The organism is Variovorax paradoxus, from assembly GCF_009755665.1.
GTDB lineage: Bacteria > Pseudomonadota > Gammaproteobacteria > Burkholderiales > Burkholderiaceae_C > Variovorax > Variovorax paradoxus_G.
The window spans coordinates 4,452,426-4,476,549 of sequence record NZ_CP046622.1 but is presented as its reverse complement, the minus strand read 5'-3'; the positions used below and the strand labels follow the sequence as shown (position 1 = coordinate 4,476,549).

The following is a 24,124-nucleotide window of genomic DNA, read 5'->3' as shown; positions in this document are numbered from 1 at the left end:
GAAGGAGGAGGTGCCCTCAGGCGGCGCACGTGCGGTGCGCGCACACGCTGCAATGCGGATCGCGCGCAATCTGCAGCGTATCGAACGCCGTGCGGCGCCCATCGAACATCAGCAGCTTGCCTGCCAACGACGGCTCGATGCCCGCGAGCAGCTTCAGCGCCTCGCTCGCCTGCAGCGTGCCGATGGTGCCCACCACTGGACCGAACACGCCAAGCACCGCGCAGAGCGTTTCCTCGAAAGCCGCGTCGGGCGGAAAAATGCAGGCGTAGCAGGGAGAGGCCTCGTCGCGCGTGTCGTAGACGCTCAGCTGGCCGTCGAAACGGATGGCGGCGCCCGCCACCAGCGGCCTGCCGTGCGCCACGCAGGCGCGGTTCACTGCGTGCCGCGTCGCAAAGTTGTCGCAGCAGTCGATCACCACGTCCGCCGCCTCGACCAGGCGCGACAGCAGCGCCTCATCGGCGCGGGTGGCGTGCGTTTCGATGGAGATGCCGGGATTGATGTCGCGCATGGCCTGTGCGGCCGATTCGACCTTCAGGCCGCCCACCCGCGCATGGGTGTGGGCCACCTGGCGCTGGAGATTGGTCAGGTCGACCTCGTCGTCGTCCACCAACGTGACATGCCCGACGCCGGCCGCGGCAAGGTACAGCGCCACCGGGGAGCCCAGGCCGCCCGCGCCGATGACCAGCGCGCGGCCGGCACTGACGCGCGCCTGGCCGTCGATGCCGAATTCTTCGAGGAGGATGTGGCGCGAATAGCGCAGCAGGTCGTCGTCATTCATGGTGGCTCACCCCAGGCCTTTGCCAAACGAAAAAATACCGCGGCCCGGCAGCGCCGGTTCCGCGGTATTTCCGGATCTGAAAGCGCCGAGCTCCCGATCAGTTCTCTTTTTTCTCTTCCTTGTTGTCGACAATGACCTGCGTCTTGCTGACAAGCACCGGCTGGCCCTTGAGGCGGTTGAGCGCCTGCACCAGCGGAAAGTCCTTGTCGGTGCCGAACTCGGGCACCTTACGGTCCTGCGGCGGCTTCTTGGCTTCTTCCTCGAGGCGCTTGCGGGCTTCGTCGCGTGCCTTCTCGCGTTCCGGGTCCTTCGTCTCGGGGCCCTGGCCGCTGGCCAGATGCTTTTCGAGGTCGGCCTCGCGCATGCGCAAGGCGGCGAAGGGGCTGCCCTCGGCGCTCTCGTCGATCAGCACGTTGGGCACGATGCCCTTGGCCTGGATCGACGTGCCGCTCGGCGTGTAGTAGCGCGCGGTGGTGATCTTCAGGCCCGTGTCCGGTCCCAGGGGGCGCACCGTCTGCACCGAGCCCTTGCCGAAGGTCTGGCTGCCCATGATGGTGGCGCGCTTGTGGTCTTGCAATGCGCCGGCCACGATTTCGCTGGCCGAGGCCGAGCCTTCGTTCACCAGCACCACCAGCGGCACGGTCTTGAGGGCCGCGGGCAGGTTGCGCAGCGGGTCGCTGCCGGAGCGGCGCTGGTAGAACTCGGGAGCCGCCTTGTAGACCGACTTGCTTTCGGCCAGCTGGCCGTCGGTCGAGACCACGGTCACGTTCTCGGGCAGGAAGGCTGCGGAGATGGCCACCGCCGCGTCGAGCAGGCCGCCCGGGTCGTTGCGCAGGTCGAGCACCAGGCCCTTCAGGTTGGGGTCTTCCTTGTAGATGTCCTCGACCTTCTTCACGAAGTCGTCCACCGTGCGTTCCTGGAACTGCGACAGGCGGATCCAGCCGTAGCCCGGTTCCACGACCTTGCCGCGCACCGACTGGGTACGGATTTCCTCGCGCGTGATCGTTACCGGAAAGGTGCGGCTTTCGTCCTTGCGGAAGATGGTCAGCAGCACCTTGGTGTTGGCCTCGCCGCGCATGCGCTTGACGGCCTCGTTGAGCGACAGGCCGCGCACGGCCGTGTCGTCGATCTTGGTGATCAGATCGTTCGGCTTCAGGCCGGCGCGGAAGGCCGGAGAGCCCTCGATGGGCGACACCACCTTGATGAGGCCGTCTTCCTGCGAAATTTCGATGCCGACGCCCACGAAGCGGCCGGTCGTGCCTTCCCTGAATTCCTTGAAGGACTTCTTGTCGAAGTACTGGGAATGCGGGTCGAGGCCGGCGACCATGCCGGAAATGGCGTCGGAAATGAGCTTCTTCTCATCGACGGGTTCGACATAGTCGCTCTTGACCATGCCGAAAACGGCTGCGAGTTGCTGCAATTCCTCGAGGGGGAGCGGCGCGAGCGAGCCGCGTGCGACCGTCTGCAATGAGACGGTGGTCAAGACGCCGGCAACGGCGCCGGCGGCGACCCAGCCGGTAATCTTCAATTTGTGGCCCATCATGAGTGATTGTCCTTGTCGGCTGTCGAACCAATATACACAGCTTGGAAGCAAATTGCCTGCCGGGGTTCCACGGGGGAGCGCCGCCGAGGGGTTTTAATTCTTCAGGCCTTGCCTTGCGAGGCCACCGCTGCTGCAGCCTTTTCGGCGGCCGCGGCGTCGCCCAGGTAGTAGTGCCGCAGCGGCTTGAGATCGTCGTCCAGTTCGTAGACCAGCGGAATGCCGTTGGGAATATTCAGGCCGACGATGGCGTCGTCCGAAATACCGTCGAGGTACTTGACCAGCGCCCGGATCGAGTTGCCGTGCGCGGCCACCACCAGGCGGCGACCGGTGCGGATGGCTGGCGCCATCGATTCGTTCCAGAACGGCAGCACGCGCGCCACGGTGTCTTTCAGGCACTCGGTCAGCGGAATCTGCTCGGGCGAGAGCTTGGCGTAGCGCACGTCGCTGCGTTCGCTGCGCGGATCGTCGGCCTCCAGGGCTGGCGGCGGGGTGCCGTAGCTGCGGCGCCAGACCAGCACCTGCTCATCGCCGTATTTCTTGGCGGTTTCGGCCTTGTTCAGGCCCTGCAGGGCGCCGTAGTGGCGCTCGTTCAGGCGCCAGGAGTGCACCACGGGCAGCCAGGTGCGGTCGAGTTCGTCGAGGGTGTGCCAGAGCGTGCGGGTGGCGCGCTTGAGCACGCTGGTGTAGGCCACGTCGAAGTCATAGCCCTCGGCCTTGAGCAGCCGGCCGGCCTGCTTGGCCTGCTCGATGCCGGTTTCGGTCAGGTCGACGTCGGTCCAGCCGGTGAAGCGGTTTTCGAGATTCCAGGTCGATTCGCCGTGGCGGATCAGTACCAGTTTGTGCATGTGGGAGGCCTTTGGCAGCGCTTGGGAAAACCAGCATTCTAAAATCCCGGGTTTGCCATCCAAGGAACCCCCGTGAAATTGATCGAATTCGTCACCGCAAACTGGATGCTGATCCTGATCGCACTCAGCTCGGGTGGCATGCTGGCCTGGCCGCTGATTCGCGGCGGCGCCGGTGGCGGCACCCTCACGGCACAGGCGGCGGTGCACCTCATCAACCGCGAGCGCGCGGTGCTGGTCGACGTGCGCGATCCCGAAGAGTTCGCCACCGGCCACATGATCGGCGCCAAGAACGTGCCGCTGAACCTGCTGGAAGAAAAGCTGACCGGCGCGGTCAAGAACAAGAACGTGCCGCTGCTCTTGGTGTGCGCCACCGGCGCCCGCGCCCAGCGCGCCGTGGCCATGGCCAAGAAACTCGGTTACGAGCAGGCCCAAGCCGTCTCCGGCGGCCTCAAGGCTTGGAAAGAGGCTAACCTGCCGGTTGAAAAAGCCTAAAGTCTTCCCAAGGTACAGCGTATGCAAGCCGTAAAGATGTACACCACCGCGTTCTGCCCGTACTGTGTTCGTGCGAAGCAGATCCTCAAATCCAAGGGTGTCGACGAGATCGAAGAAATTCGCATCGACACCGATCCCGAGGCCCGCAGCACCATGATGGAAATCACCCAGCGCCGCACGGTGCCGCAGATTTTCATCGGCGACACCCACGTGGGCGGCTGCGACGACCTGATGGCGCTCGACAGCCGCGGCGGTTTGGTGCCCCTGCTGCAAGCCGCCTGAAAACGAATCAGCCGGGTGTCACGGAAGCGGTTCCGGGCGCCGGGCGATAATCGCCTGCTCATTCATCTGCAGCCCGCTGCGGGAACCTCTCCCCGGCGGGCATTGTTTTGATTCTCGAAAGTTCAGCCATGGCCGACCAGCAAGCCCAAGATCCCGTTTTCCAGATCCAGCGCGTCTACCTCAAGGACCTGTCGCTCGAACAGCCCAATTCGCCCGGCATCCTGCTCGAACAAGAGCAGCCAACCGTCGACATCCAGCTCGGCGTGGACGCCCAGCCCGTGGCTGAAGGCATCTTCGAGATCACCGTGTCGGCCACCGTGCAGACCAAGATCCAGGACAAGACCGTGTTCCTGGTCGAAGCCAAGCAAGCCGGCATCTTCGAGATCCGCAACCTGCCCGAAGACCAGATGGGCCCGATCCTCGGCATTGCCTGCCCGCAGATCGTCTACCCGTACCTCCGCGGCAACGTGGCCGACGTGATCCAGCGCGGCGGCTTCCCGCCCGTGCACCTGGCGGAAATCAACTTCCAGGCCATGTACGAGCAGCAGCAGGCACAGGCCGCTGGTCAGCCCGCCCCGACCCTCGCACAGTAAACCGGCACAACGCCGCCAACGCCGGTGAAGATCTGCGTTCATGGCGCCGGTGCCTGGGGCACGGCAGTGGCCGTCAATGCGGCCCTCAACACCGCCGTTGGCCACGAGGTCACGCTCTGGGCGCGCGATGCCGCCCAGGCCGACGCCATTTCAAAGGCGCGCGAAAACACCCGCTACCTTCCGGGGCTGGCCTTGCCGGCCTCGCTCGCGGTGCGGGCCGGCGAAATCGGCCAGGCGCATGCTGGCGCCGACTTGGTCATCGTGGCCACGCCCATGGCGGCCCTGCGTGAACAGCTCATTGCGCTGCGCGGCTGCATCGCGCCGGTCGCGTGGCTGTGCAAGGGCGTGGAGCCTGCGCTCGACCCTTCTTCTCCCACCTCCTTCGGCCTGCTCGCCCACGAGATCTGGGCGCAGGTTGCTCCAGATTTGATAGCGGGCGTGCTCAGCGGACCGAGCTTCGCGCAAGAAGTGGCCGAAGGCCGCCCCACGGCGCTGGTGGCCGCGAGCCCGCATGCCGTGGTGCGCGATGCGCTGGTCGAGGCGTTCCACGGCCCGGCGCTGCGCGTCTATGCCAATGAGGACATCGTCGGCGTCGAGGTGGGCGGCGCGGTCAAGAACGTGCTGGCCATTGCCACCGGGCTGTGCGACGGCCTGGCACTGGGGCTCAATGCGCGCGCCGCGCTCATCACGCGCGGCCTGGCCGAAATGACCCGCTTCGGGCTGGCGCTCGGCGCGCGGGCCGAGACTTTCATGGGCCTTTCAGGCCTTGGCGACCTGGTGCTGACCGCGACCGGCGACCTGTCGCGCAACCGCAAGGTGGGCCTGCTGCTGGCGCAAGGGCAAACCTTGGCGCAGGCCGTGGCCTCGCTCGGCCACGTGGCCGAAGGCGTGTATTGCGCGCGCACCGTGGTGCAGCGTGCGCGGGGCCTGGGGGTGGAAATGCCCATCGCCGAAGGCGTGGTTGCGCTGCTCGATGGCCGGGTGAGCCCGCAGGAAGCCGTCGCCTCGCTCACCGGCCGCGATCCGGTGCCTGAAACCGTCCGGACCCCCGGGTCCCGCGGTTCACCCTGACAAGACTGAAGAGACAAAAAAGAGCCATGAGCCCTCGCTTTGATTTTTCGGCGCCGGCCTTGGCCGCGCTGGCCCAGGCCGACGCCGCCCGCGCCTTGCAGGAAGACGTGGCCAACGGTGATCTGACCGCCTCGCTGGTCGACCCGGGCCGCAGGGCCCGCGCCCGCGTGCTGGCGCGCGAATCGGCCGTGCTGTGCGGTGCACCCTGGGTCGAAGCCACGGTACGGCAACTCGATCCGCAAGCCCGCATCGAGTGGCTGTGCGCCGAGGGCGAGCTCTGCGCGGCTGACCAGACGGTGCTCGAGATCGAAGGCTCGGCCCGCGCACTGCTGACGGCCGAGCGCACCGCGCTCAACTTTCTTCAGCTGCTGAGTGCGGTCGCCACCAAGACGGCGCTGTATGCCGACGCCGTTCGCGGCACGCGCGCAAGCATCGTCGACACCCGCAAGACCCTGCCGGGCCTGCGCCTGGCGCAGAAATACGCGGTGCGCACCGGCGGCGGCGTGAACCACCGCATCGGTCTTTACGACGCGGTGCTCATCAAGGAAAACCACATTGCGGCGGCCGGCGGCGTGGCTGCGGCGCTGCGTGCGGTGGCACCTGTGGCCGATCGCGCTGCGTTCGTCGAAGTCGAGGTCGAAACGCTGGCGCAGCTGCGTGAGGCCTTGGACGCAGGCGCGCGCATGGTGCTGCTCGACAACATGGACCTGCCCACGCTGCGCGAAGCCGTTCGCATCAACGACGCGGCCGGCGACGCACGCAAGGCGGTGCTCGAAATATCGGGTGGCGTCACGCTCGAAGGCCTGCGCACATTGGCCGAAACCGGTGTGGACCGTATTTCCGTCGGTGCGCTCACCAAAGACGTGAAGGCCATCGATTTCTCGATGCGCTTCCAGGAAGGCTGAGGACGGCGGCCGTGGCTTCTTCTTTCGTCATCGACGTCGACTACGAACAGCCGGCGGCCGAAGCCGGCTCGGCCTGCGACACCCGCCACGCATGGGCGCGCGTGCCGCCCGAACCTTCGCCCGACGAACGCATCGCCTTGAAGGAGCGCATTCGCCGCCTCCTGCGCGAGCGCAATGCGGTGATGGTGTCGCACTTCTACGTGCATCCCGACCTGCAGGACCTGGCCGAGGAAACCGGCGGCATCGTGAGCGATTCGCTCGAGATGGCGCGCTTTGGCCGCGACCACGCAGCGCAGACGCTGGTGGTGTCGGGCGTTCGTTTCATGGGTGAAACCGCCAAGATCCTCTCGCCCGAGAAGCGCGTGCTGATGCCCGACCTGGACGCCAACTGCTCGCTCGACCTCGGCTGCCCGGTCGACGAGTTCAGCGTGTTCTGCGACCAGCACCCGGACCGCACTGTGGTCGTCTACGCCAACACCAGCGCGGCCGTGAAGGCGCGCGCCGACTGGCTCGTGACCTCCAGCTGCGCGCTCGACGTGGTGAGCGCGCTGCACGCGCAGGGCCGCAAGATTCTCTGGGGCCCCGACCGCCACCTGGGCGACTACATCCAGCGCCAGACGGGCGCCGACATGGTCAGCTGGAACGGCGCCTGCGTCGTGCATGACGAGTTCAAGGCGCTGGAACTCGAACTGCTGAAGAAGGCGCATCCCGCCGCAAAGGTGCTGGTGCACCCTGAGTCGCCGGCCGACGTGATTGCGCTGGCCGACGCGGTGGGCTCCACCTCGGCGATCTTGAACGCGGCGCAGCGCATGGACGCGAACGAGTTCATCGTTGCTACAGACAGCGGCATGCTGCACAAGCTGCGCACGCTGAATCCGGGCAAGACATTCATCGAGGCGCCCACGGCTGGCAATGGCGGCACCTGCAAGAGCTGCGCGCATTGCCCTTGGATGGCGATGAACGGGCTGGTGGAGCTGGCGAATGCGCTGGAAACGGGGGCAGGCGAAATTCATGTCGACCCTGCGCTGGGGCTGCGGGCGCGGGTGCCGATTGACCGGATGCTGGCGTTTACTGCGGGCCTGAAGAATGGCCAGGCGGCCGGAAGCCTGATTGCAGGCATCGGCGCCGCCTGAAGTCTTGTTCCCTCTCCCTCCGGGAGAGGGCTAGGGTGAGGGCAGCGGCCTCACAACATCGCGCCGGCTTTGCTGCCGCGGCCCTCACCCCAACCCTCTCCCCAAGGGGCGAGGGAGCAAAACCTCAAAACTCCAGCGTACAGCTGTCCCCCAGCGCCTCTCTCCACACGCGCACCCGCGCGAGCGAAGCGCGAAAGTCCGGCAGCGCATCCGCAATGAACAGGCACAAATTTTCCAGCGTCGGCGGATGCAGCCCCTCCACGTCGTCCAGCAGGTGATGGTCCAGCAGCTCGCGCACGTCATCCAGTCGGCGGCGCAGCAGCCCCAGGTCGACCACCATGCCCGTGACCGGATCGCGCTGGCCCGCAAGCCACACCTCGGCGTGGTACGTATGGCCGTGAATACGGCGGCTGCCTTCCACCTCGATGTCGCGCTTCAGCGTGTGGGCGGCATCGAAGAAAAAGCGCTGGCTGATGGTGAATCGCATCTGAAAAGTCTCTCCGCGCTCAGCGGATTCCGGTGATCTTGTGGGTCTGCACGCTGAGGCGCCATGCGGGCTGGCGCATGCATTCGGCAATGCATAGTTCGGTGTTGGCCAAGCGGTCGGGCCCGTCCATCGGCTGCAGAAAGCGGTGCGTGAACTCGCCCGTGCGTGCCATGGTGTCGAGGTCGAACTCGGTCTGCGGCCACACCAGCTTCAGTTCCTGTCCGCGCTGCTGTACCCATGGCGCACCGGCCTTGGGGCTGATGCAGAGCCAGTCGATGCCCTCGGGCGCCACGACCGTGCCGTTGCTTTCCACTGCAATGCGAAAGCGCCGGGCATGCAGCGCATCGACCAGCGCCGCGTCCACCTGCAGCAGCGGCTCGCCGCCGGTGAGCACCACCAGGCGGTGCTCGACATCGCCGGCCGGCCATTGCGCGGCGATGGTGTCGGCGAGCAGATCGGCGGTCTTGAACTTGCCGCCGAGCGTGCCGTCGGTGCCCACGAAATCGGTGTCGCAGAACCGGCAGACGGCCGTGTCGCGGTCTTCCTCGCGGCCCGTCCACAGGTTGCAGCCCGCAAAGCGGCAGAACACGGCCGGCATGCCCGCCTGGCCGCCTTCGCCTTGCAGGGTGTAGAAGATTTCCTTGACGCTGTAGGTCATGAAGACGCCACGTTCTCGATCTCGAGGTTGTCGATCAGCCGCGTAGCGCCCAGCCGCGCCGCGGCCAGCGCCACGAGTGGCTCGCCGGCCAGGCCGAAAGTGGGCACCTGCAGGTCGGCACGCCGCCGCAGCACAAGATAGTCCGGTTGCCAGCCGCGCTCTGTGAGCGTCTGCATTGCCCGCGCTTCGATTGCGGCCAAATCGCGTTCGCCCGCTTGCACGGCCGCGGCCATGGCCTTCAGCGCCTTCGAGAGCTGCACGGCTTCCGCGCGCTCGGTCTCGCTCAGGTAGCCGTTGCGCGACGACAGCGCCAGCCCGTCGTCCGCGCGGAAGGTTTCGCTGCCGACAATGTCGATGGGCAGCGCGAACTGCCGCACCATGTGGCGGATCATCATCAGCTGCTGGTAGTCCTTCTTGCCGAACACCGCCACGCGCGGCTGCACGCACTGGAAGAGCTTCATCACCACCGTGCACACGCCGATGAAGAAGCCGGGGCGGAAATGGCCTTCGAGAATGTCGGCCAGTGCCGGGTCCGGGTGCACCTTGCAGGTCTGCGGCTCGGGGTAGAGCGCTTTTTCGTCGGGCGCAAACAGCACGTTGCAGCCGGCCGCGCGCAGCTTCTCGCAGTCGCTGTCCCAGGTGCGCGGGTAGGTGTCGAAATCTTCATGCGGCAAGAATTGCAGCCGGTTGACGAAGATGCTCGCGACCGTCACGTCGCCCAGCGGCCTGGCCTGTTCGATCAGCGCCAGGTGGCCGTCGTGCAGGTTGCCCATGGTGGGCACGAAGGCCGGGCGCTCGAAGGCCGAAAGGTGCTCGCGCAGCTCGGCGATGGTGTGTGCGATGTACATGGTCTGTGCTCCTTACCAGGCGTGCAGTCGGTCGTCGGGAAAGCTGCCGTCCTTCACCGCGCGCACATAGGCCTCGAGGGCCTGCGCGATGCTCGAGGAATCGGCCATGAAGTTGCGCACGAACTTCGGCATCTTGCCGAGATTGATGCCCAGCATGTCGTGCAGCACCAGCACCTGTCCGGCGGTGGCCTTGCCCGCGCCGATGCCGATGGTGGCGCAGTGCTTCAGTTCGGCGGTGAGCTCGGCGGCCAGCGCGGCCGGCACCATCTCGAGCACCAGCATGGTGGCGCCGGCATCCTGCAATGCGTGCGCATGCTGCTTCAGCAGCGCGCCGGCCGCATCGCCTTTGCCCTGGACGCGGTAACCGCCCAGCGCATGCACGGTCTGCGGCGTGAGGCCCAGGTGGGCGCAGACGGGAATGCCGCGCTCGACCAGAAAGCGCACCGTCTCGGTGGTCCAACCGCCGCCTTCGAGCTTGACCATGTGCGCGCCCGACTGCATCAGCACCGTGGCGCTGCGCAGGGCCTGTTCGCGCGATTCCTGGTAGCTGCCGAAGGGCAGGTCGGCAATCAGCCAGGCCGTGCCCTGCACGCGGCGCAGGCCGCGCGAGACGCTGTCGGTGTGATAGCGCATGGTGTCCAGGCTCACGCCCACGGTGCTGTTCAGGCCCTGGCAGACCATGCCGAGCGAATCGCCGACCAGAAGGCAGTCGACGCCCGCCGCGTCGGCCATGGCCGCAAAGGTGGCGTCATAGGCGGTGAGCATCGAGATCTTCTCGCCGCGCGCATGCATGTCGGCCAGGCGCGGCAGGCTCACCGGTTTGCGCGATGCGGGCGGCGATGCCGGGGGCAGCGTGCCGTAGGGCGTGCCGGCCGCCGGCGTTTCGGAAGAAGGGATTGCGTTGGTGTTCGACATGGTTGGGTTTCTCCCTGCGGGCGTCGGTGGCCGGGCATCCTTGAGTGAGGAAAGTTGAAAGCGGTGGGGTGTCAGCGCCCCGGCGGCGTCAGCACCGTCGGTGCGGTGGGCTCGGCAAGCGAAGGATAGTCCCGGCTGAAATGCAGCCCGCGGCTTTCATGCCGGGCCTGCGCCGAGCGCACGATGAGTTCGGCCACCTGCACCAGGTTGCGCAGTTCCAGCAGGTCGCGCGTGACGTGGAAGTGGGCGTAGAACTCGTGGATCTCGGCCTGCAGCAGCGCAATGCGGTGGCTTGCGCGCTCCAGCCGCTTGTTGGTGCGCACTATGCCCACGTAGTCCCACATGAAGCGCCGAAGCTCTTCCCAGTTGTGGGAAATGACTACGGCCTCGTCGGCGTCGGTCACGCGGCTGTCGTCCCACTGCGGCAACGCGATGCCGGTGCGCCCAGGCGTTGCCGCAATCGCGCCGGCCGCGGCGCGCGCGAACACCATGCATTCGACCAGCGAGTTGCTCGCCAGGCGATTCGCGCCGTGCAGGCCCGTGCAGGCAGTTTCGCCAATGGCGTAGAGGCCCGGCACGTCGGTGCGGCCGGCCAGATCGCTCAGCACGCCGCCGCAGGTGTAGTGGGCGGCCGGCACCACGGGAATGGGCTCGCGCGTGATGTCGATGCCCAGCTCGGCGCAGCGCGCGAGGATGTTGGGAAAGTGCTCGTTCAGGAACGGCGGGCTCTGGTGCGAGATGTCCAGGTACACGCAGTCGAGCCCGTGCTTCTTCATCTCGAAGTCGATGGCGCGCGCCACCACATCGCGCGGCGCGAGCTCGGCACGCTCGTCGTGCCGGGGCATGAAGCGGGTGCCTCCCGCAGATTCGGGCAGCTTCAGCACCCCGCCTTCGCCGCGCACCGCTTCGCTGATGAGGAACGACTTGGCATGCGGGTGGTAGAGGCACGTGGGGTGGAACTGGATGAATTCCATGTTCGACACCCGGCAGCCCGCGCGCCAGGCCGCGGCAATGCCGTCTCCGGTGGCGGTGTCAGGGTTGGTCGTGTACAGGTAGACCTTGCCCGCGCCGCCCGTCGCCAGGATGGTGTGCGGCGCGCGAAAGCTCAGCACCTCGTCGGTCTCATCGTCCAGCGCGTACAGGCCCAGGCAAGCCGGGTCGTCCAGCCCCAGCTTGGGCCCGGTGATCAGGTCGACCAGCGTGTGGTGCTCGAAGAGGGTGATGCTCGGCGTGCGGCGCACGCGCTCGATCAGCGTCTGCTGCACGGCCGCGCCGGTGGCGTCCGTCACATGCACGATGCGGCGCTGGCTGTGGCCGCCTTCGCGCGTCAGGTGGAGCCCGCCGTCGGCTTCGGCGGAAAACGGCACGCCCAATTCGCGCAGCCAGTCGATGGCCTCGGGCGCATGCTCGACGACGAAGCGCGTGGCCTCGGGGTCGCAAAGCCCGGCGCCGGCCACCAGCGTGTCGTCTACATGCGCATCGAAGCTGTCGCCCGCGGCCAGCACGGCCGCAATGCCGCCTTGTGCCCAGGCGCTCGAGCCGTCGTTGAGTGCGCGCTTGGTCAGCACCGCCACCCGGTGCGTCGGCGCCAGGTGCAGCGCCGCCGAGAGGCCTGCAAGCCCGCTGCCGACGATGAGGACGTCGAAGTCGCGCACGGCGGAATTCACAGGCGCAAGAGCCGGAAAGGTCAGGCCGGCGAGTACGCCAGCCGGACGTAGATGGGCGCGAAGGCCTCGGCCTGCGTGATGTCGATCAGCGTTTCCTTCGCGAGCTCGAGCATCGCGATGAAGGTGACGATCAGCACCGGCGCGCCGCGCGACACGTCGAACAGCTTTTCGAATTCCACGAAGCGCTGCCCCTGCAAGTGCCGCAGCACGATGCTCATGTGCTCGCGCACGTTGAGCTCTTCGCGCGAGATCTTGTGGTGCTGCACGAGCTTGGCGCGCTTCATGATGTCGGCCCATGCGTCGCGCAGCTCGACCACGTTCACGTCGGGGAAGCGGGGCTTGAGCGATTGCTCGATGTAGACCTGCCCCTTCCAGAAGTCGCGCCCGTAGGTCGGCATGGCGCTGATGGCGGCGGCCTGCAGCTTGGTCTGCTCATATTCGAGCAGGCGGCGCACCAGCTCCGCGCGCGGGTCTTCGGCCTCTTCGCCGTCGGCCACCTTCTTGGGCGGCAGCAGCATGCGCGACTTGATCTCGATCAGCATCGCGGCCATCAGCAGGTACTCGGCCGCGAGTTCCAGGTTGGTCTGGCGAATCTCGTCGACGTAGCTCAGGTATTGCCGCGTGAGCCCCGCCATCGGGATGTCGAGGATGTTGAAGTTCTGCTTCCTGATGAGGTAGAGCAGCAAGTCCAGCGGGCCTTCGAAGGCCTCGAGAAAGACCTGCAGCGCCTCGGGCGGGATGTACAGGTCCTTCGGCATCGCGAACAACGGCTCGCCATAGAGCCTGGCGAGCGCGACCTGGTCGACCACGTCGGGCATGCTGGCCACGAGCGTGTCGTTGTCCTCGTTGTCCTTCATCGGGCGCTTGCTATCATTTCAATAGCTGCGGGCGCGATGATGGCCAACGATGGATGCCGGCTGGGCACCATTATTTGCTTTGGGTCTGGTAGACGTACGGCTGCTGCGGCACGCGGGCTTCGCTGTATTCCTCGAGCAGGCTGCGGTCGAGGTGTTTGTCCCACAGCAGGGCGCGGCCGGCGCGCTGTTCGGCTTCCAGCGTCGGCTTCTTTTCTTTCATCTCCTCGATGAAGCTGGTGATCTCGGAGGTGTAGTGGGGGCGGCGGAAGATGGACATAGACTGGACCTTTGTAGCGCGAATTTTACCGGGGATGGCATGAAGCGACGACAACAGTGGCGGATCGGCACGGCAGCGGCCTTGCTGGCGGCGGTCATGGGGCTTGCGGGATGCGACCCGCAGCGCATTAGCGAACTGGAGGAAGGCGTGTCCACCGAGGCCGATGTGCGCGCCCGGTTCGGCGAGCCCGAGAACATCTGGGACGTGCCCAACGGCCGCGTGCTTGAGTACAACCGCCAGCCGCAGGGCCAGAAAAACTACATGATCACCATCGGCGCCGACGGCAAGATGAGCGCGCTGCGCCAGGTGCTCACACCCGAGAATTTTGCCAAGGTGCAGCCCGGCATGATGATGGAAGACCTGCGCAAGCTGCTCGGCAAGCCCGCCAAGGTCACGCCCTACGCGCTCAAGCGCGAAACCGAATGGGAATGGCGCTGGGTGCAGCCGCCCAATTCGCCCATGGTGTTTACCGCCACGCTCAACGACGACCAGCGCGTGGTGCGCAGCGGCTCCTCGCCCGACCGGAGCACCGAGGCGAACTAGCCTTCCGCGTCGTGCGGCCGGCCGCTCGTCAGCTCGTCGGCAAAGCCCGAGCGCACGATCACCTCGAGCGGCTGCGGCTGCAGCGACTCCAGCCGCAGCAGCCCGTCGCGCGCCAGCACCGCGCGATGCAGCTGCCGCAGCGAGTCGACGCCGGTCGCGTCCAGGTAGATGAGGTGCGTGGCGTCCAGCACCACCGTCATGCCGCGCGGGGCGCTCTCGGCCGCGTTCACGGCCTCGTCCAGCTTGGCCGCAGCCCCGAAGAACAGCGCGCCATACAGCCGGTAGGTGAGCACCGGCGGCTGCATGGTGACCAGTTCGACGCTGAAAAGCCCGCTCATGCGCCGGATGAAAAGCGCGCAAGCGAGCACGATGCCCACCTGCACCGCCACCGTCAGGTCGAATACGACGGTAAGAAAGAAGGTGCCGAGCATCAGCAGCCGGTAGTGGCGGCTGAAGTGCCGCAGCTGGCCGGGCGTGAACTCGCGCCACTCGCCCATGTTGAGGCCCACGAACACCAGAATGCCCGCCAGCACCGCGAGCGGCACATGGCGCGCGAGCGGTGCCGCCAGCAGCACGACCACCATCAACGTGACCGCATGCACGATGCCTGCGACCGGCGAGTTGCCGCCCGAGCGAATGTTGGTCACGGTCCGCGCAATGGTGCCGGTGGCCGGCATGCCGCCGAAGAAGGGCGTCACCAGGTTGGCGATGCCTTGGGCCATCAGCTCCTGGTTCGGGTCGTGGCGCGGCTGCCCGCTGATCTGGTCGGCCACCCGGGCGCACAGCAGCGACTCGATGGCGCCCAGCAGCGCGATGGTCAGCGTGGGTGTGACCAGCTGCTTGACCGTTTCCCATGAAAAGTCGGGCAGCGCGAAGGTCGGCAAGCCTTCGGGAATGCCGCCGAAGCGCGTGCCGATGGTTTCCACCGGCAGCTCGAAACCCCACGACACCAGCGTGAGCGTGACCAGCGCGACGATGGGCCCCGGCATGCGCGCGCCCACCTGCACCGCGCGTGTTCGTGCAAGGCGCCCCGCCAGCCGCTGCACCGCATGGCCCACCTTCGATTCACCCTGCAGCAGCAGCGGCCAGATCATCAGGCCGATCACGCAGGCCAGCCCCAGTGCAAAGGCATAGGGATTGAAGGTGCCGATCTGCAGCGCCATGGCGTGCAGCTGCGAGAACACGTCGGCCGGCATCTTCTCCACCGTGAGGCCGAGCAGGTCCTTGAGCTGCGACAGGAGAATGAGCACCGCGATGCCGTTGGTGAACCCGACCACGATCGACAGCGGCACGAAGCGCACCAGCCGGCCGAGCCCGAAAAGCCCCGCCGCGAACAGCAGCACGCCGGCGCAGGCGGTCGAGATCAGCAGGTTGGCAAGGCCGTAGCGTTCGACGATGCCGTAGACGATCACGATGAAGGCGCCGGCGGGTCCGCCGATCTGCACCGCCGAGCCGCCCAGGAGCGAGATCAGAAAGCCCGCGATGATCGCCGTCCAGATGCCCGCTTCTGGCTTGAGCCCGGAGGCGATGGCAAAGGCCATGGCCAGCGGCAGCGCGACGATGCCGACGGTGGCGCCTGCGCCCAGGTCCTTGAAGAAGCGTCCCCGGTCGTAGCCCGCCATGGCGTCCAGCAGACGCGGGCGAAAGCGGGTGATGTTCAGCGGTGAATGCATGGGGCACCCATTGTGTACCCCATGCCGGCATGGCCGGCCGCGCGGTTCAGTCGCTGTCGGGAATCACCGCGTCGGCCGCCGCACCCACGGCCTTGCCGGTGATGCGCGCAGTGCCGATGGCGGCATCGGCGGCCAGGCCCACCGCGCCGGCACCCACGCTCACGGCGGTACCTGCCACGGTCACCACCGCGCAGCCGCTCAGCATGGCCGCGAATGACAACAGAAGGATGGCTCGCTTCAGCATGGTGCGGTCCTCTCGAAAAATCAGCGAACCCGCATGCCGGGCGTGGCGCCGGGCCAGGGTTCGAGCACATGGATGCCAGGGTTGGCTTTTTCGTCGCCATGGCTGGCGGCCAGCACCATGCCTTCGCTGATGCCGAACTTCATCTTGCGCGGCGCCAGGTTGGCAACCAGCACCGTGAGCTTGCCCACGAGCTGCTCGGGCTGGTAGGCCGAGGCGATGCCGCTGAACACGTTGCGCGTCTTTTCTTCGCCCGCGTCCAGCGTCAGGCGCAGCAGCTTGGTCGAGCCTTCGACCTTCTCGCAGGCCACAATCTTCGCGATGCGCAGGTCGATCTTCGCGAAGTCGTCGATGGTGATGGTGGGCGCGATGGCTTCGCCGCCGGGCAGCGCACCGGCCGCGGCCTCCACGGCCGCGGCGGCTGTTGCCGCTGGCTCGGGCGCATCGAACAGCTTGTCGACCATCTTCGCGTCGGCGCGCTGCATCAGGTGCTTGTATTCGCCGATGGCATGGCCAACGGGCAGCGCCTGCGCGGCATCGGCCCAGGTCAGCGGTGCAATCTGGAGGAAGGCCTCGACGTTGACGGCGAGTGCCGGCAGCACCGGCTTCAGGTACAGCGTGAGCAGGCGGAAAGCCTCGATGCACACCGTGCAGACGTCATGCAGGCGCGCCTCCTGGCCTTCCTTCTTGGCGAGCTCCCAGGGCTTGTTCTGGTCGACGTACTCGTTCACCTTGTCGGCCAGCGCCATCACCTCGCGCAGCGCGCGGGCGTAGTCGCGGCCGTCGTACAGCGAATGCAGCTGCGGCGCCGCGTCGCGCAGCGCAAACAGCAGTGCGTCGCCGTCGGCCGAAATTTCACCCAGCTTGCCGCCGAAGCGCTTGCCGATGAAGCCCGCCGCGCGGCTCGCAATGTTGATGTACTTGCCCACGAGGTCGCTGTTGACGCGCGCTACGAAGTCTTCGGGGTTGAAGTCGATGTCCTCGTTGCGGCCATTGAGCTTGGCGGCGATGTAGTAGCGAAGCCATTCGGGATCGAGGCCGATCGAAAGGTACTTGAGCGGATCGATGCCGGTGCCGCGGCTCTTGCTCATCTTCTCGCCGCTCACCGTCAGGTGGCCGTGCACGTACACCGCATCGGGCGCCTTGCGGCCGCTGAAATGCAGCATCGCGGGCCAGAACAGCGTATGGAAGGTGATGATGTCCTTGCCGATGAAGTGCACCTGCTCCAGGTCGGGGTCGGCCATGTACTCGGTGTACGAGATGCCGTCGCCGCCGAGTTCGATGCAGCGCTTGTCCAGCAGGTTCTTCAGCGAGGCCAGGTAGCCTACGGGCGCGTCGAGCCACACGTAGAAGTACTTGCCCGGCGCATCCGGGATCTCGATGCCGAAGTACGGCGCGTCGCGGCTGATGTCCCAGTCGCCCAGGCCGCCCTTGCCCTCGTCGTCCTTGTAGAGCCACTCGCGGATCTTGTTCTGCACCTCGGATTGCACATGCCCCGGGGCCGCGGTCCAGTCCTTCAGGTAGGCCTCGCAGCGCGGGTCCGAGAGCTTGAAGAAGAAGTGGTCCGAGCTGCGCAGCTCGGGCTTGGCGCCCGAGAGGGCCGAGTAGGGGTTGATCAGCTCGGTGGGCGCGTACACGGCGCCACACACCTCGCAGTTGTCGCCGTATTGGTCTTTTGCGTGGCAGTTCGGGCACTCGCCCTTGATGAAGCGGTCGGCCAGGAACATGCCCTTGGCCGGGTCGTAGAACTGCTCGACGCTCTTGGTGCTGATGAAGCCGTTGGCGCGCAGGTCGCGGTAGATGTCCTGCGCAAGCTGGTGGTTCTCGGGCGCGTCGGTCGAGTGCCAGTTGTCGAACGAGATGTAGTAGCCGTCGAGGTAGGGCTTGCGGCCCGCCGCGATCTCGGCCACGAAGGCCTGCGGCGTCACGCCGGCCTTGTCGGCCGCAATGGTGATGGCCGCGCCGTGCGCGTCGTCGGCACAGACGAAGTTGACCTCGGCGCCATTCATTCGCTGGTTCCGCACCCAGATGTCGGCCTGGATGTATTCCATCATGTGGCCGATATGGAACTTGCCGTTGGCATACGGCAGGGCGGTGGTAACGAAGAGCTTGCGCGGGGCGGACATCGGGGAGGGCGCTTTCGGGAGTGGCTGACTGGCTTCGGAGGCAGCCTGCGGCCGCTTCCGGGAACCGGGCATTTTAGGTGGCTGTATTGCACCCTGCCGAATGCCCCCGATCTCACCGCCCGCACTTGCCGGAATTTCCCCCGGGCTACCCGGTTTGCCGCTTCGCCGCGTCCCAAGTGACCCGAAAGCCCGCGGGGTGTCTCCCGCGCGACGTATGCTCCACCCCGCGCATTTCGCCAACGCTCCCCCTGATATGGCGAAGAGATATACAAGATAGATACACAGAAAGCGAGTTTTCCGATGACCACCCCCATTCCCGCAACCCTGATTCCCGGCGATGGCATCGGCCCCGAAATCGTCGACGCCACGCTGGCCGCTTTCGATGCGCTGAAGGCTCCCTTCGAGTGGGACCGCCAGATTGCCGGCCTCGGCGGCGTCAAGGCCTCGGGCGATCCGCTGCCCCAGGCCACGCTGGACAGCATCCGCCGCACCCGCCTGGCGCTCAAGGGCCCGCTCGAAACCCCGTCGGGCGGTGGCTACCGCTCGTCGAACGTGCGCCTGCGCGAAGAATTCCAGCTTTATGCCAACCTGCGCCCCGCCCGCACCATCGTTCCGGGCGGCCGCTTCGACAAGATCGACCTGATGGTCGTGCGCGAAAACCTCGAAGGCCTCTACATCGGCCACGAGCACTATGTGCGCATCGACGGAGACCCGCATGCCGTGGGCATGGCCACCGGCATCAACACGCGCCAGGGCTGCCTTCGCCTGCTCGAATACGCATTCGAGACCGCCATTGCCACGGGCCGCAAGAAGGTCACGCTGGTCCACAAGGCCAACATCATGAAGGTGCTGACCGGCCTGTTCCTGGAGACGGGTCTCGACCTGTACGAGAGAAAGTACAAGGGCAAGTTCGAACTCGACTCGATCATCGTCGACGCCTGCGCAATGAAGCTGGTGCTCAACCCGTGGCAGTTCGACATGCTGGTGACCACCAACCTGTTCGGCGACATCCTTTCCGACCTGGTGGCCGGTCTGGTGGGCGGCCTGGGCATGGCACCGGGCGCCAACATCGGCGCCGACGCTGCAATTTTTGAGGCCGTACACGGCTCCGCGCCCGACATCGCCGGCAAGGGCATCGCCAATCCGACGGCGCTGCTGCTGGCCGCCGCGCTGATGCTCGAGCACGTGAAGCTGCCCGACCTGGCCACGCGCCTGCGCAAGGCCATCGACGACACGCTCAACATCGACAAGGTGCGCACCGGCGACCTCGGCGGCACCGCCAACACGGCGGCGTTCACCAAGGCGCTGGTCAGCCGCATCCAGAACGGCTGAAGCGCAGGCGGCTTTCCATCGCTTCATGAGAAAGCTGCTGCTTCTGCTGGCACTGTGCGCAGCCGGCGTGGCCAGTGCGGCCGGCATGGCCGCCACGGCAGCCGCGGCGGAAGATCCGCCGCGCTACACCGTCGTCAGGGTCGACCTGCGCACGGAGCGGCTCGAACTGTTCCTGCGCGACGACACCGGCGTCGAGTTCAAGAGCCTCGAACGCCTCGAAGCCTGGCTTGCGGGCCGCAACCGGCAGCTGCTGTTCGCGATGAATGCCGGCATGTACCACGCCGACTTTTCGCCCGTGGGGCTGCTGGTGCAGGAGGGGCGCGAGGTTTCGCCGCTCAACCTGTCGGCGGGCGCCGGCAACTTCTTTCTCAAGCCGAACGGCGTGTTCCTGGTGTCCGATGCCGGGCCGCGCGTGGTCGAATCGTCGGAATATCCGGCGCTTTCGAAGAAGGGCGTTCGGCTGGCGACCCAATCGGGCCCGCTGCTGCTGCGCCACGGCGTGGTGCATCCGGCCTTCATTCCCAATTCGGACTCGCGCAAGATCCGCAACGGCGTGGGCGTGTCGGGCCACACGGCAATTTTCGTGATCAGCGAGCAGCCGGTGAACTTCTACGAGTTCGCGCTCTACTTTCGCGACGTGCTGCATTGCCGCGATGCGCTCTACCTCGATGGCACCGTGTCGGCGCTGTATTCGCTTGCGTTGCGGCGCAGCGACCTCACGAGGGAGCTGGGTCCGATATTCGGCGTGACCGCACCATGAGCCGGCAGTTGCCGCCAACGTTTTCATCCAGAATTTCCGAGTCATGACCCAGGCCCTACCCATTCTTTCGCTCGTCGAAACCCGCGTGCTCGGTGTGCTGGCCGAAAAGCAGCGCACGGTGCCCGACAGCTATCCGCTGACGCTCAATTCGCTGGTATCGGGCTGCAACCAGAAGACCAGCCGCAACCCGGTGCTCGACCTCAGCGAGGCACAGGTGCAGGCCGCCATCGACAGCCTGAAGGGCTACAGCCTGGTGGCGGAAACCAGCGGCGGCCGAGCGTTTCGCTATGAGCACAACATCGATCGCGTGCTGCGCATTCCGTCCCAGTCGGTCATCCTGCTCACCGTGCTGATGCTGCGCGGCCCGCAAACGGCCGGCGAGCTGCGCATTGCCTGCGACCGCATGCACAACTTCGCCGACATCTCGTCGGTCGAAGGATTCCTTGACGAACTCGCCGAACGGCCGGCCGGTGCGCTGGTCGTCAAGCTCGCGCGCCTGCCCGGTGCGCGCGAAAGCCGCTGGGCGCATCTGCTGAGCGGTGCGCCGGCAGAAGAGGTCGCCGGACCTGGCGGCGCTTCGGCTGATGGAGCGTACGCGTCGCACGATGCATCGCTCGGCGAGGTTGCGGCACTCAAGGCCAATGTGGCGCGGCTCGAGGCCGAGCTTGCGTCGCTGAAGGCGCTGGTCGGGCGGGTGTGCTCGGAGCTCGGGATTTCCGAGGCGGGGTAGCCGGCGAACGGGCTGGCGCCTCGCGGACATCTTTGTTTCGGCCCCGATCAATCAACCGACATGCCTGAATACTCGATTCTTCCGGCGAACGACCCGCGCTCCGAAGCCTTCATCCGAGACGGCTTCCTTCGCATCGACAACGCCTTTTCACGCGAACTCGCAGAGGAGGCCCGCACGATTCTCTGGCGGGATACCGGATGCAATCCAGACGATCCGTCGACGTGGACGAAGCCCGTTGTCAGGCTCGGCATGTACCCGCAACGGCCCTTCGTCGAGGCCGCCAATACACCGCTCCTACACGATGCCTTCAACCTGCTCGTCGGCCCGGGCCGATGGCAGCCGTGCCGCAGCATGGGCACCTTTCCCGTGCGCTTTCCCTCGGCCGAAGATCCAGGCGACGCCGGCTGGCATATCGACGTGAGCTTCGGGTTGGAGAGCCCGGACTTCATGTCATGGCGCGCGAACATGCGCTCCAAAGGTAGGGCGCTGCTGATGCTCTTCCTGTTCTCGGATGTGGGCGAGGACGACGCGCCCACGCGCATTCGCGCCGGCTCGCATGCCGACATTGCCCGCGTGCTGGCGCCGGCGGGCGAGGAAGGCCTGTCGCTCGGTGAACTTGTGCGCAACGGCTTTGCAGAATCCGCCTCGCGGCCAGAGGTGCTGGCGACGGGCGCGGCGGGCACCGTGTACCTGTGCCATCCATTCCTGGTGCATTCGGCCCAGCCGCACCGCGGCACGCAGCCGCGCTTCATGGCGCAGCCGCCATTGCTTCCCGCACAACCGTTCAATCTCGATGCGCCGCCGCAGGCGCGCTGCCCGGTCGAAGAAGCGATCGTGCGGGCGGTGAACGGCTAGCCGGGCGCTACAGGCGCCATGAGCGGCGCCGCTTGCGAAGGCTGCCGCGCTTTGCTGGCCAGCTGCAGCAATTCGTCGACCTCCCAGTGGTCGTCCGCGTGCGCACCGTACTTGCAGGCCACGATGCGGCCCTCTGCATCCACAAAAAAATCAGCGGGCAGGCCAAGGATGCCGTTCTCCGCCTTTGTGTAGAAGCGCCTGGCGGTCAGCACCCACCGCAGCCCGCTCCAGAAGACGCGCGGGTTCAGCAGCGCCCGCACGGACGTTTCGACGCCGAACGCCTTGAAGTACTTCTTGCCTGGGTCAGCAACGCAATCGAACGGCAACTGTGCCTGGTACTTGAGCATTTCTTCGCGCGACGAATGAAAGAAGACGACCTGGCGAATTCCCGCGTCGGCAATTTCCGCCTGGCGCCTGCTCATCGTGAGCAGGTGGAAGTTGCACACGGGGCAGCCCGCGAACCGACGGAACTGCAGGTGCACATGGCGCGACATCGGGTCCGGAAGGTCGACCGGCTTGCCATGGATCGTGCTTGCAGCAATGACGGGGGCTACATCCCCGGACGCGAGTTTCATCTGAATTTCCTTTAACGTACGATGTACGTATTCAAATATGCTCGCCTCTTTCAAACTGCGTCAACATTCGCTTCCATGGGACGACCCGCCAAATTCACGCATTCGCAGCTCCAGGCCGCCGCACTGGCCCTTGTCGACAGGGAAGGCCTTGCGGGGCTTTCCATGCGCGCGCTTGCCGCCGAACTCGGCACAGGCGCCATGACGCTCTACAACTACGTGAAGCAGCGCGAGGACATCGATCTGCTGGTGGTGGAGGCGGTGATCGGCGAGGCTCGCTGGGCGCCCGACGCCTACCCGCAGTGGCAGGACGAAGTCCGTGCGATCGCTACCGCCTTGTGGCAGGCGGTGCGGGCGCATCCGCATGCCATTCCGCTGATCCTTACGCGCCGAAGCCGGTCGCCGGCGGTGTTCGAGGTGACCGAGGCGATGCTGCGCGCGCTGGCTCGCAGCGGGCGCTCGGGGGAGGGGCTGCTCGTCGCGTTCCGCGCGGTGTCGGCGCTGATCACGGGGCTTGCGCAAGCCGAGCTGGCCGGCCCGCTGGCGCTGCAGGCCACGGAGTCGGCGGAGCTCACCATCGCGCGTTTCAGGGCCTTGCCAAAGGACCGCTTCGCACACCTGATCGACGTTGCGAATGCGGCCGCAGGCAGCACGGCCGACGGCGAATTTCACGCGAGCCTGGATCTGCTTTTGACGGGCCTGTCCGCGAACGGCAGCGGCCGGCGCTGACCTGCCTCAGGCGGCGGCGTCCCACCCGAAGAAGCGCAGCACTTCGTCCTTCTGCCGCATCGCGTCGGCCCGCCCGAGCGCCATCAGCTCGCGCGTGTAACCCGATTCGAACAGCAAGTAGCTCGCAAGCGCGCCGCCCTTCACGTCGGCCGCAACCTTGGAGCCACCGAGCAGATGCCGCACCGCGCCGGGCAGCGCATCGACATGGCGCGCCGCAATGACGTCTAGCCGCTCCGACGGAGAAATCACCAGCAGGTCCAAAGGCCGTAGCGAGCTCGACTTGCGGGCTTCTTCGGGAATGAGGCCGAGCGTGTGGTTGATGCGCCGCAGGCGTTCGATGTCCACCGCCAGCGCGTCCAGAAAGATGCTCGATAGCGCATGGCCCGCGATCTGCGCCATGGTGGGATAGCCGCTGTAGGTGTTGGGCGCGTCGGTGTCGCGCGGCTCGTGCATGCGGCCCGCGCCAATCACCAGGATGCGCTCGGCGCCCAGGTGGATTGCCGCGGCAATGGGTGCGGATTGCCGCATCGAGCCGTCGCCAAAGTATTCGGTGTGCCCCTGCATCGGCAGCGCCGTGGCCGGAAAAACGAAGGGAATGGCCGACGATGCCAGCAGGTGCGCGTGGCTGATGCGGTCGCGCACGGAAAGCCGCTGCGAGCGCACCCACGGCTCCATGGGTGTGGCGGCTTCGAAGAAGGTGACGTGCTCGCCCGAGCTGTAGCTTGACGCGGTGACTGCCAGCGCGCGCAAGTGGCCTTGCTGCATGAGCTGCGGCAGGCGGTCGAGCGGCACCATGCGGGCCAGCAGGTCGGCCAGCGGCGCGTTGTCGAGCAGGGAGCGGGGCTTGATGCGCATCCAGTTGGCCGCAAAGCGCCCCAGCCCGAGCAGCATGCGCCAGCGCGTGCCACTGCCGAGCACGGAGAGCGAATCGGCACGGTAGACCTGCCCGGCGCGGAAGTCGCGCCAGACCTGGGCAATGTGCGCGACCACTCCTTCGAAATCGTCGGCGCCACAAGCCAGCGCGGCGGCGTTGATGGCCCCGGCCGAAGTGCCGGTGATCACGGGAAAGGGATTGGGCTGGTCCGCGAAACCGGCGGTTCGCCGCATCTCGGAGATGGCTTCGAGCACGCCGACCTGGTAGGCAGCCCGGGCGCCGCCGCCGGTGAGCAGGAGACCGGTGGCGGGGGGTGTCTCGGGCATCTTCTTGTTGCT

Annotated in this window: 27 protein-coding genes; 12 read left to right on the top strand and 15 right to left on the bottom strand. The window is 66.6% G+C overall.

The features are described 5' to 3' along the window. Window positions 1–16: 16 nt before the first annotated feature. The 3 genes from GOQ09_RS20915 to gpmA all read right to left on the bottom strand — a co-directional run bounded on the left by GOQ09_RS20915 (window position 17) and on the right by gpmA (window position 3,166). On the bottom strand, window positions 17–778 hold the full coding sequence (locus GOQ09_RS20915; RefSeq protein WP_157615366.1) for a HesA/MoeB/ThiF family protein: 762 nt from the start codon (window positions 776–778) through the stop codon (window positions 17–19). A 97-nt stretch (window positions 779–875) separates the two neighbouring features. Continuing rightward, a complete protein-coding gene (locus GOQ09_RS20910; RefSeq protein ID WP_157616792.1) occupies window positions 876–2,318 on the bottom strand; it encodes a S41 family peptidase in 1,443 nt (480 codons plus the stop codon). Between the two features lie 104 nt (window positions 2,319–2,422). Continuing rightward, on the bottom strand, window positions 2,423–3,166 hold the full coding sequence (gpmA, locus tag GOQ09_RS20905; RefSeq protein WP_157615364.1) for a 2,3-diphosphoglycerate-dependent phosphoglycerate mutase: 744 nt from the start codon (window positions 3,164–3,166) through the stop codon (window positions 2,423–2,425). A gap of 72 nt (window positions 3,167–3,238) precedes the next feature. On the opposite strand from gpmA, the gene GOQ09_RS20900 reads away from it, so the two are divergent. The 6 genes from GOQ09_RS20900 (at window position 3,239) to nadA (ending at window position 7,642) form a co-directional block, all read left to right on the top strand. Further along, complete coding sequence (locus GOQ09_RS20900; protein ID WP_157615362.1) at window positions 3,239–3,658, top strand: rhodanese-like domain-containing protein; 420 nt, start codon at window positions 3,239–3,241, stop codon at window positions 3,656–3,658. 21 nt (window positions 3,659–3,679) lie between these two features. After that, a complete protein-coding gene (grxC, locus tag GOQ09_RS20895; protein ID WP_126748399.1) occupies window positions 3,680–3,940 on the top strand; it encodes a glutaredoxin 3 in 261 nt (86 codons plus the stop codon). A gap of 128 nt (window positions 3,941–4,068) precedes the next feature. Next, window positions 4,069–4,533 carry a protein-export chaperone SecB gene (gene secB, locus GOQ09_RS20890; RefSeq protein ID WP_157615360.1) on the top strand — a complete coding sequence of 155 codons (465 nt, stop codon included), beginning with the start codon at window positions 4,069–4,071 and terminating at the stop codon, window positions 4,531–4,533. Window positions 4,534–4,557: 24 nt separating this feature from the next. Beyond that, window positions 4,558–5,604, top strand: a complete 1,047-nt coding sequence (locus GOQ09_RS20885; RefSeq protein ID WP_157615358.1) for an NAD(P)H-dependent glycerol-3-phosphate dehydrogenase — start codon at window positions 4,558–4,560, stop codon at window positions 5,602–5,604. A 26-nt stretch (window positions 5,605–5,630) separates the two neighbouring features. Continuing rightward, the gene (gene nadC, locus GOQ09_RS20880; RefSeq protein WP_157615355.1) at window positions 5,631–6,509 is read left to right on the top strand and encodes a carboxylating nicotinate-nucleotide diphosphorylase; all 879 of its coding nucleotides are present in this window, start codon (window positions 5,631–5,633) and stop codon (window positions 6,507–6,509) included. Between the two features lie 11 nt (window positions 6,510–6,520). Further along, a complete protein-coding gene (gene nadA / locus GOQ09_RS20875) occupies window positions 6,521–7,642 on the top strand; it encodes a quinolinate synthase NadA (protein ID WP_157615353.1) in 1,122 nt (373 codons plus the stop codon). A gap of 124 nt (window positions 7,643–7,766) precedes the next feature. Here nadA and GOQ09_RS20870 read toward each other — a convergent pair whose 3' ends face one another. The 7 genes from GOQ09_RS20870 to GOQ09_RS20840 form a co-directional block, all read right to left on the bottom strand. Next, window positions 7,767–8,129, bottom strand: a complete 363-nt coding sequence (locus GOQ09_RS20870) for a 6-carboxytetrahydropterin synthase (RefSeq protein ID WP_157615351.1) — start codon at window positions 8,127–8,129, stop codon at window positions 7,767–7,769. 19 nt (window positions 8,130–8,148) lie between these two features. Continuing rightward, on the bottom strand, window positions 8,149–8,787 hold the full coding sequence (queE, locus tag GOQ09_RS20865; RefSeq protein WP_157615349.1) for a 7-carboxy-7-deazaguanine synthase: 639 nt from the start codon (window positions 8,785–8,787) through the stop codon (window positions 8,149–8,151). After that, entirely contained in the window at window positions 8,784–9,635 is an 852-nt protein-coding gene (gene panC / locus GOQ09_RS20860; protein WP_157615347.1) for a pantoate--beta-alanine ligase, read from the bottom strand. Before panC ends, queE begins: the two co-directional genes overlap by 4 nt. A gap of 12 nt (window positions 9,636–9,647) precedes the next feature. After that, entirely contained in the window at window positions 9,648–10,550 is a 903-nt protein-coding gene (panB, locus tag GOQ09_RS20855) for a 3-methyl-2-oxobutanoate hydroxymethyltransferase (RefSeq protein WP_157615345.1), read from the bottom strand. Between the two features lie 71 nt (window positions 10,551–10,621). Continuing rightward, complete coding sequence (nadB, locus tag GOQ09_RS20850; protein WP_157616791.1) at window positions 10,622–12,205, bottom strand: L-aspartate oxidase; 1,584 nt, start codon at window positions 12,203–12,205, stop codon at window positions 10,622–10,624. A gap of 32 nt (window positions 12,206–12,237) precedes the next feature. Further along, a complete protein-coding gene (locus GOQ09_RS20845; protein ID WP_157615343.1) occupies window positions 12,238–13,074 on the bottom strand; it encodes a segregation and condensation protein A in 837 nt (278 codons plus the stop codon). A 70-nt stretch (window positions 13,075–13,144) separates the two neighbouring features. Continuing rightward, window positions 13,145–13,351, bottom strand: coding sequence for a DUF3460 family protein (locus GOQ09_RS20840; protein ID WP_126748409.1), 207 nt, complete (start codon window positions 13,349–13,351; stop codon window positions 13,145–13,147). A 39-nt stretch (window positions 13,352–13,390) separates the two neighbouring features. Between GOQ09_RS20840 and GOQ09_RS20835 the strand changes: the two genes are divergently transcribed. Beyond that, complete coding sequence (locus GOQ09_RS20835; protein WP_157615341.1) at window positions 13,391–13,894, top strand: outer membrane protein assembly factor BamE; 504 nt, start codon at window positions 13,391–13,393, stop codon at window positions 13,892–13,894. Here the strand turns inward: GOQ09_RS20835 and GOQ09_RS20830 are convergent. From GOQ09_RS20830 to metG, 3 genes are read right to left on the bottom strand one after another with little or no spacing between them, the layout of a single operon-like run. Then, a complete protein-coding gene (locus GOQ09_RS20830; RefSeq protein ID WP_157615339.1) occupies window positions 13,891–15,567 on the bottom strand; it encodes a SulP family inorganic anion transporter in 1,677 nt (558 codons plus the stop codon). The two genes, GOQ09_RS20835 and GOQ09_RS20830, sit on opposite strands and share 4 nt — an antisense overlap. A 46-nt stretch (window positions 15,568–15,613) precedes the next feature. Next, a complete protein-coding gene (locus tag GOQ09_RS20825; RefSeq protein ID WP_157615337.1) occupies window positions 15,614–15,811 on the bottom strand; it encodes a hypothetical protein in 198 nt (65 codons plus the stop codon). A gap of 20 nt (window positions 15,812–15,831) precedes the next feature. Next, a complete protein-coding gene (gene metG, locus GOQ09_RS20820; protein WP_157615335.1) occupies window positions 15,832–17,934 on the bottom strand; it encodes a methionine--tRNA ligase in 2,103 nt (700 codons plus the stop codon). 300 nt (window positions 17,935–18,234) lie between these two features. Between metG and GOQ09_RS20815 the strand changes: the two genes are divergently transcribed. Genes GOQ09_RS20815 through GOQ09_RS20800 form a run of 4 tightly spaced genes read left to right on the top strand, consistent with a single transcriptional unit; the run spans window position 18,235 to window position 21,611 of the window. After that, a complete protein-coding gene (locus tag GOQ09_RS20815; RefSeq protein WP_126748415.1) occupies window positions 18,235–19,266 on the top strand; it encodes an isocitrate/isopropylmalate dehydrogenase family protein in 1,032 nt (343 codons plus the stop codon). A 25-nt stretch (window positions 19,267–19,291) separates the two neighbouring features. After that, window positions 19,292–20,026 carry a phosphodiester glycosidase family protein gene (locus tag GOQ09_RS20810; protein WP_157615333.1) on the top strand — a complete coding sequence of 245 codons (735 nt, stop codon included), beginning with the start codon at window positions 19,292–19,294 and terminating at the stop codon, window positions 20,024–20,026. Window positions 20,027–20,069: 43 nt separating this feature from the next. Next, window positions 20,070–20,756, top strand: coding sequence for a YceH family protein (locus GOQ09_RS20805; protein WP_157615331.1), 687 nt, complete (start codon window positions 20,070–20,072; stop codon window positions 20,754–20,756). A 60-nt stretch (window positions 20,757–20,816) separates the two neighbouring features. Continuing rightward, window positions 20,817–21,611 carry a phytanoyl-CoA dioxygenase family protein gene (locus GOQ09_RS20800; protein ID WP_157615329.1) on the top strand — a complete coding sequence of 265 codons (795 nt, stop codon included), beginning with the start codon at window positions 20,817–20,819 and terminating at the stop codon, window positions 21,609–21,611. Here GOQ09_RS20800 and GOQ09_RS20795 read toward each other — a convergent pair. Further along, window positions 21,608–22,186, bottom strand: coding sequence for a peroxiredoxin-like family protein (locus GOQ09_RS20795; RefSeq protein ID WP_157615327.1), 579 nt, complete (start codon window positions 22,184–22,186; stop codon window positions 21,608–21,610). The two genes, GOQ09_RS20800 and GOQ09_RS20795, sit on opposite strands and share 4 nt — an antisense overlap. A 75-nt stretch (window positions 22,187–22,261) precedes the next feature. Between GOQ09_RS20795 and GOQ09_RS20790 the strand changes: the two genes are divergently transcribed. Next, window positions 22,262–22,912: a TetR/AcrR family transcriptional regulator gene (locus GOQ09_RS20790; RefSeq protein ID WP_157615325.1), complete on the top strand. Its 651-nt coding sequence runs from the start codon at window positions 22,262–22,264 to the stop codon at window positions 22,910–22,912. Between the two features lie 6 nt (window positions 22,913–22,918). Here the strand turns inward: GOQ09_RS20790 and GOQ09_RS20785 are convergent, their stop codons facing one another. Then, window positions 22,919–24,112 (bottom strand): patatin-like phospholipase family protein, encoded by a 1,194-nt coding sequence (locus GOQ09_RS20785; RefSeq protein WP_157615323.1) that lies wholly within the window; start codon window positions 24,110–24,112, stop codon window positions 22,919–22,921. Between the last annotated feature and the right edge of the window lie 12 nt (window positions 24,113–24,124).

Coding starts and splice junctions, on each gene's coding strand:
- GOQ09_RS20915 (WP_157615366.1), bottom strand. CDS start 778: ATGAATGACGACGACCTGCTGCGCTATTCGCGCCACATCCTCCTCGAA.
- GOQ09_RS20910 (WP_157616792.1), bottom strand. CDS start 2,318: ATGGGCCACAAATTGAAGATTACCGGCTGGGTCGCCGCCGGCGCCGTT.
- gpmA (WP_157615364.1), bottom strand. CDS start 3,166: ATGCACAAACTGGTACTGATCCGCCACGGCGAATCGACCTGGAATCTC.
- grxC (WP_126748399.1), top strand. CDS start 3,680: ATGCAAGCCGTAAAGATGTACACCACCGCGTTCTGCCCGTACTGTGTT.
- secB (WP_157615360.1), top strand. CDS start 4,069: ATGGCCGACCAGCAAGCCCAAGATCCCGTTTTCCAGATCCAGCGCGTC.
- nadC (WP_157615355.1), top strand. CDS start 5,631: ATGAGCCCTCGCTTTGATTTTTCGGCGCCGGCCTTGGCCGCGCTGGCC.
- GOQ09_RS20870 (WP_157615351.1), bottom strand. CDS start 8,129: ATGCGATTCACCATCAGCCAGCGCTTTTTCTTCGATGCCGCCCACACG.
- queE (WP_157615349.1), bottom strand. CDS start 8,787: ATGACCTACAGCGTCAAGGAAATCTTCTACACCCTGCAAGGCGAAGGC.
- panC (WP_157615347.1), bottom strand. CDS start 9,635: ATGTACATCGCACACACCATCGCCGAGCTGCGCGAGCACCTTTCGGCC.
- panB (WP_157615345.1), bottom strand. CDS start 10,550: ATGTCGAACACCAACGCAATCCCTTCTTCCGAAACGCCGGCGGCCGGC.
- GOQ09_RS20845 (WP_157615343.1), bottom strand. CDS start 13,074: ATGAAGGACAACGAGGACAACGACACGCTCGTGGCCAGCATGCCCGAC.
- GOQ09_RS20840 (WP_126748409.1), bottom strand. CDS start 13,351: ATGTCCATCTTCCGCCGCCCCCACTACACCTCCGAGATCACCAGCTTC.
- GOQ09_RS20835 (WP_157615341.1), top strand. CDS start 13,391: ATGAAGCGACGACAACAGTGGCGGATCGGCACGGCAGCGGCCTTGCTG.
- GOQ09_RS20830 (WP_157615339.1), bottom strand. CDS start 15,567: ATGCATTCACCGCTGAACATCACCCGCTTTCGCCCGCGTCTGCTGGAC.
- GOQ09_RS20825 (WP_157615337.1), bottom strand. CDS start 15,811: ATGCTGAAGCGAGCCATCCTTCTGTTGTCATTCGCGGCCATGCTGAGC.
- metG (WP_157615335.1), bottom strand. CDS start 17,934: ATGTCCGCCCCGCGCAAGCTCTTCGTTACCACCGCCCTGCCGTATGCC.
- GOQ09_RS20815 (WP_126748415.1), top strand. CDS start 18,235: ATGACCACCCCCATTCCCGCAACCCTGATTCCCGGCGATGGCATCGGC.
- GOQ09_RS20810 (WP_157615333.1), top strand. CDS start 19,292: ATGAGAAAGCTGCTGCTTCTGCTGGCACTGTGCGCAGCCGGCGTGGCC.
- GOQ09_RS20805 (WP_157615331.1), top strand. CDS start 20,070: ATGACCCAGGCCCTACCCATTCTTTCGCTCGTCGAAACCCGCGTGCTC.
- GOQ09_RS20800 (WP_157615329.1), top strand. CDS start 20,817: ATGCCTGAATACTCGATTCTTCCGGCGAACGACCCGCGCTCCGAAGCC.
- GOQ09_RS20795 (WP_157615327.1), bottom strand. CDS start 22,186: ATGAAACTCGCGTCCGGGGATGTAGCCCCCGTCATTGCTGCAAGCACG.
- GOQ09_RS20790 (WP_157615325.1), top strand. CDS start 22,262: ATGGGACGACCCGCCAAATTCACGCATTCGCAGCTCCAGGCCGCCGCA.
- GOQ09_RS20785 (WP_157615323.1), bottom strand. CDS start 24,112: ATGCCCGAGACACCCCCCGCCACCGGTCTCCTGCTCACCGGCGGCGGC.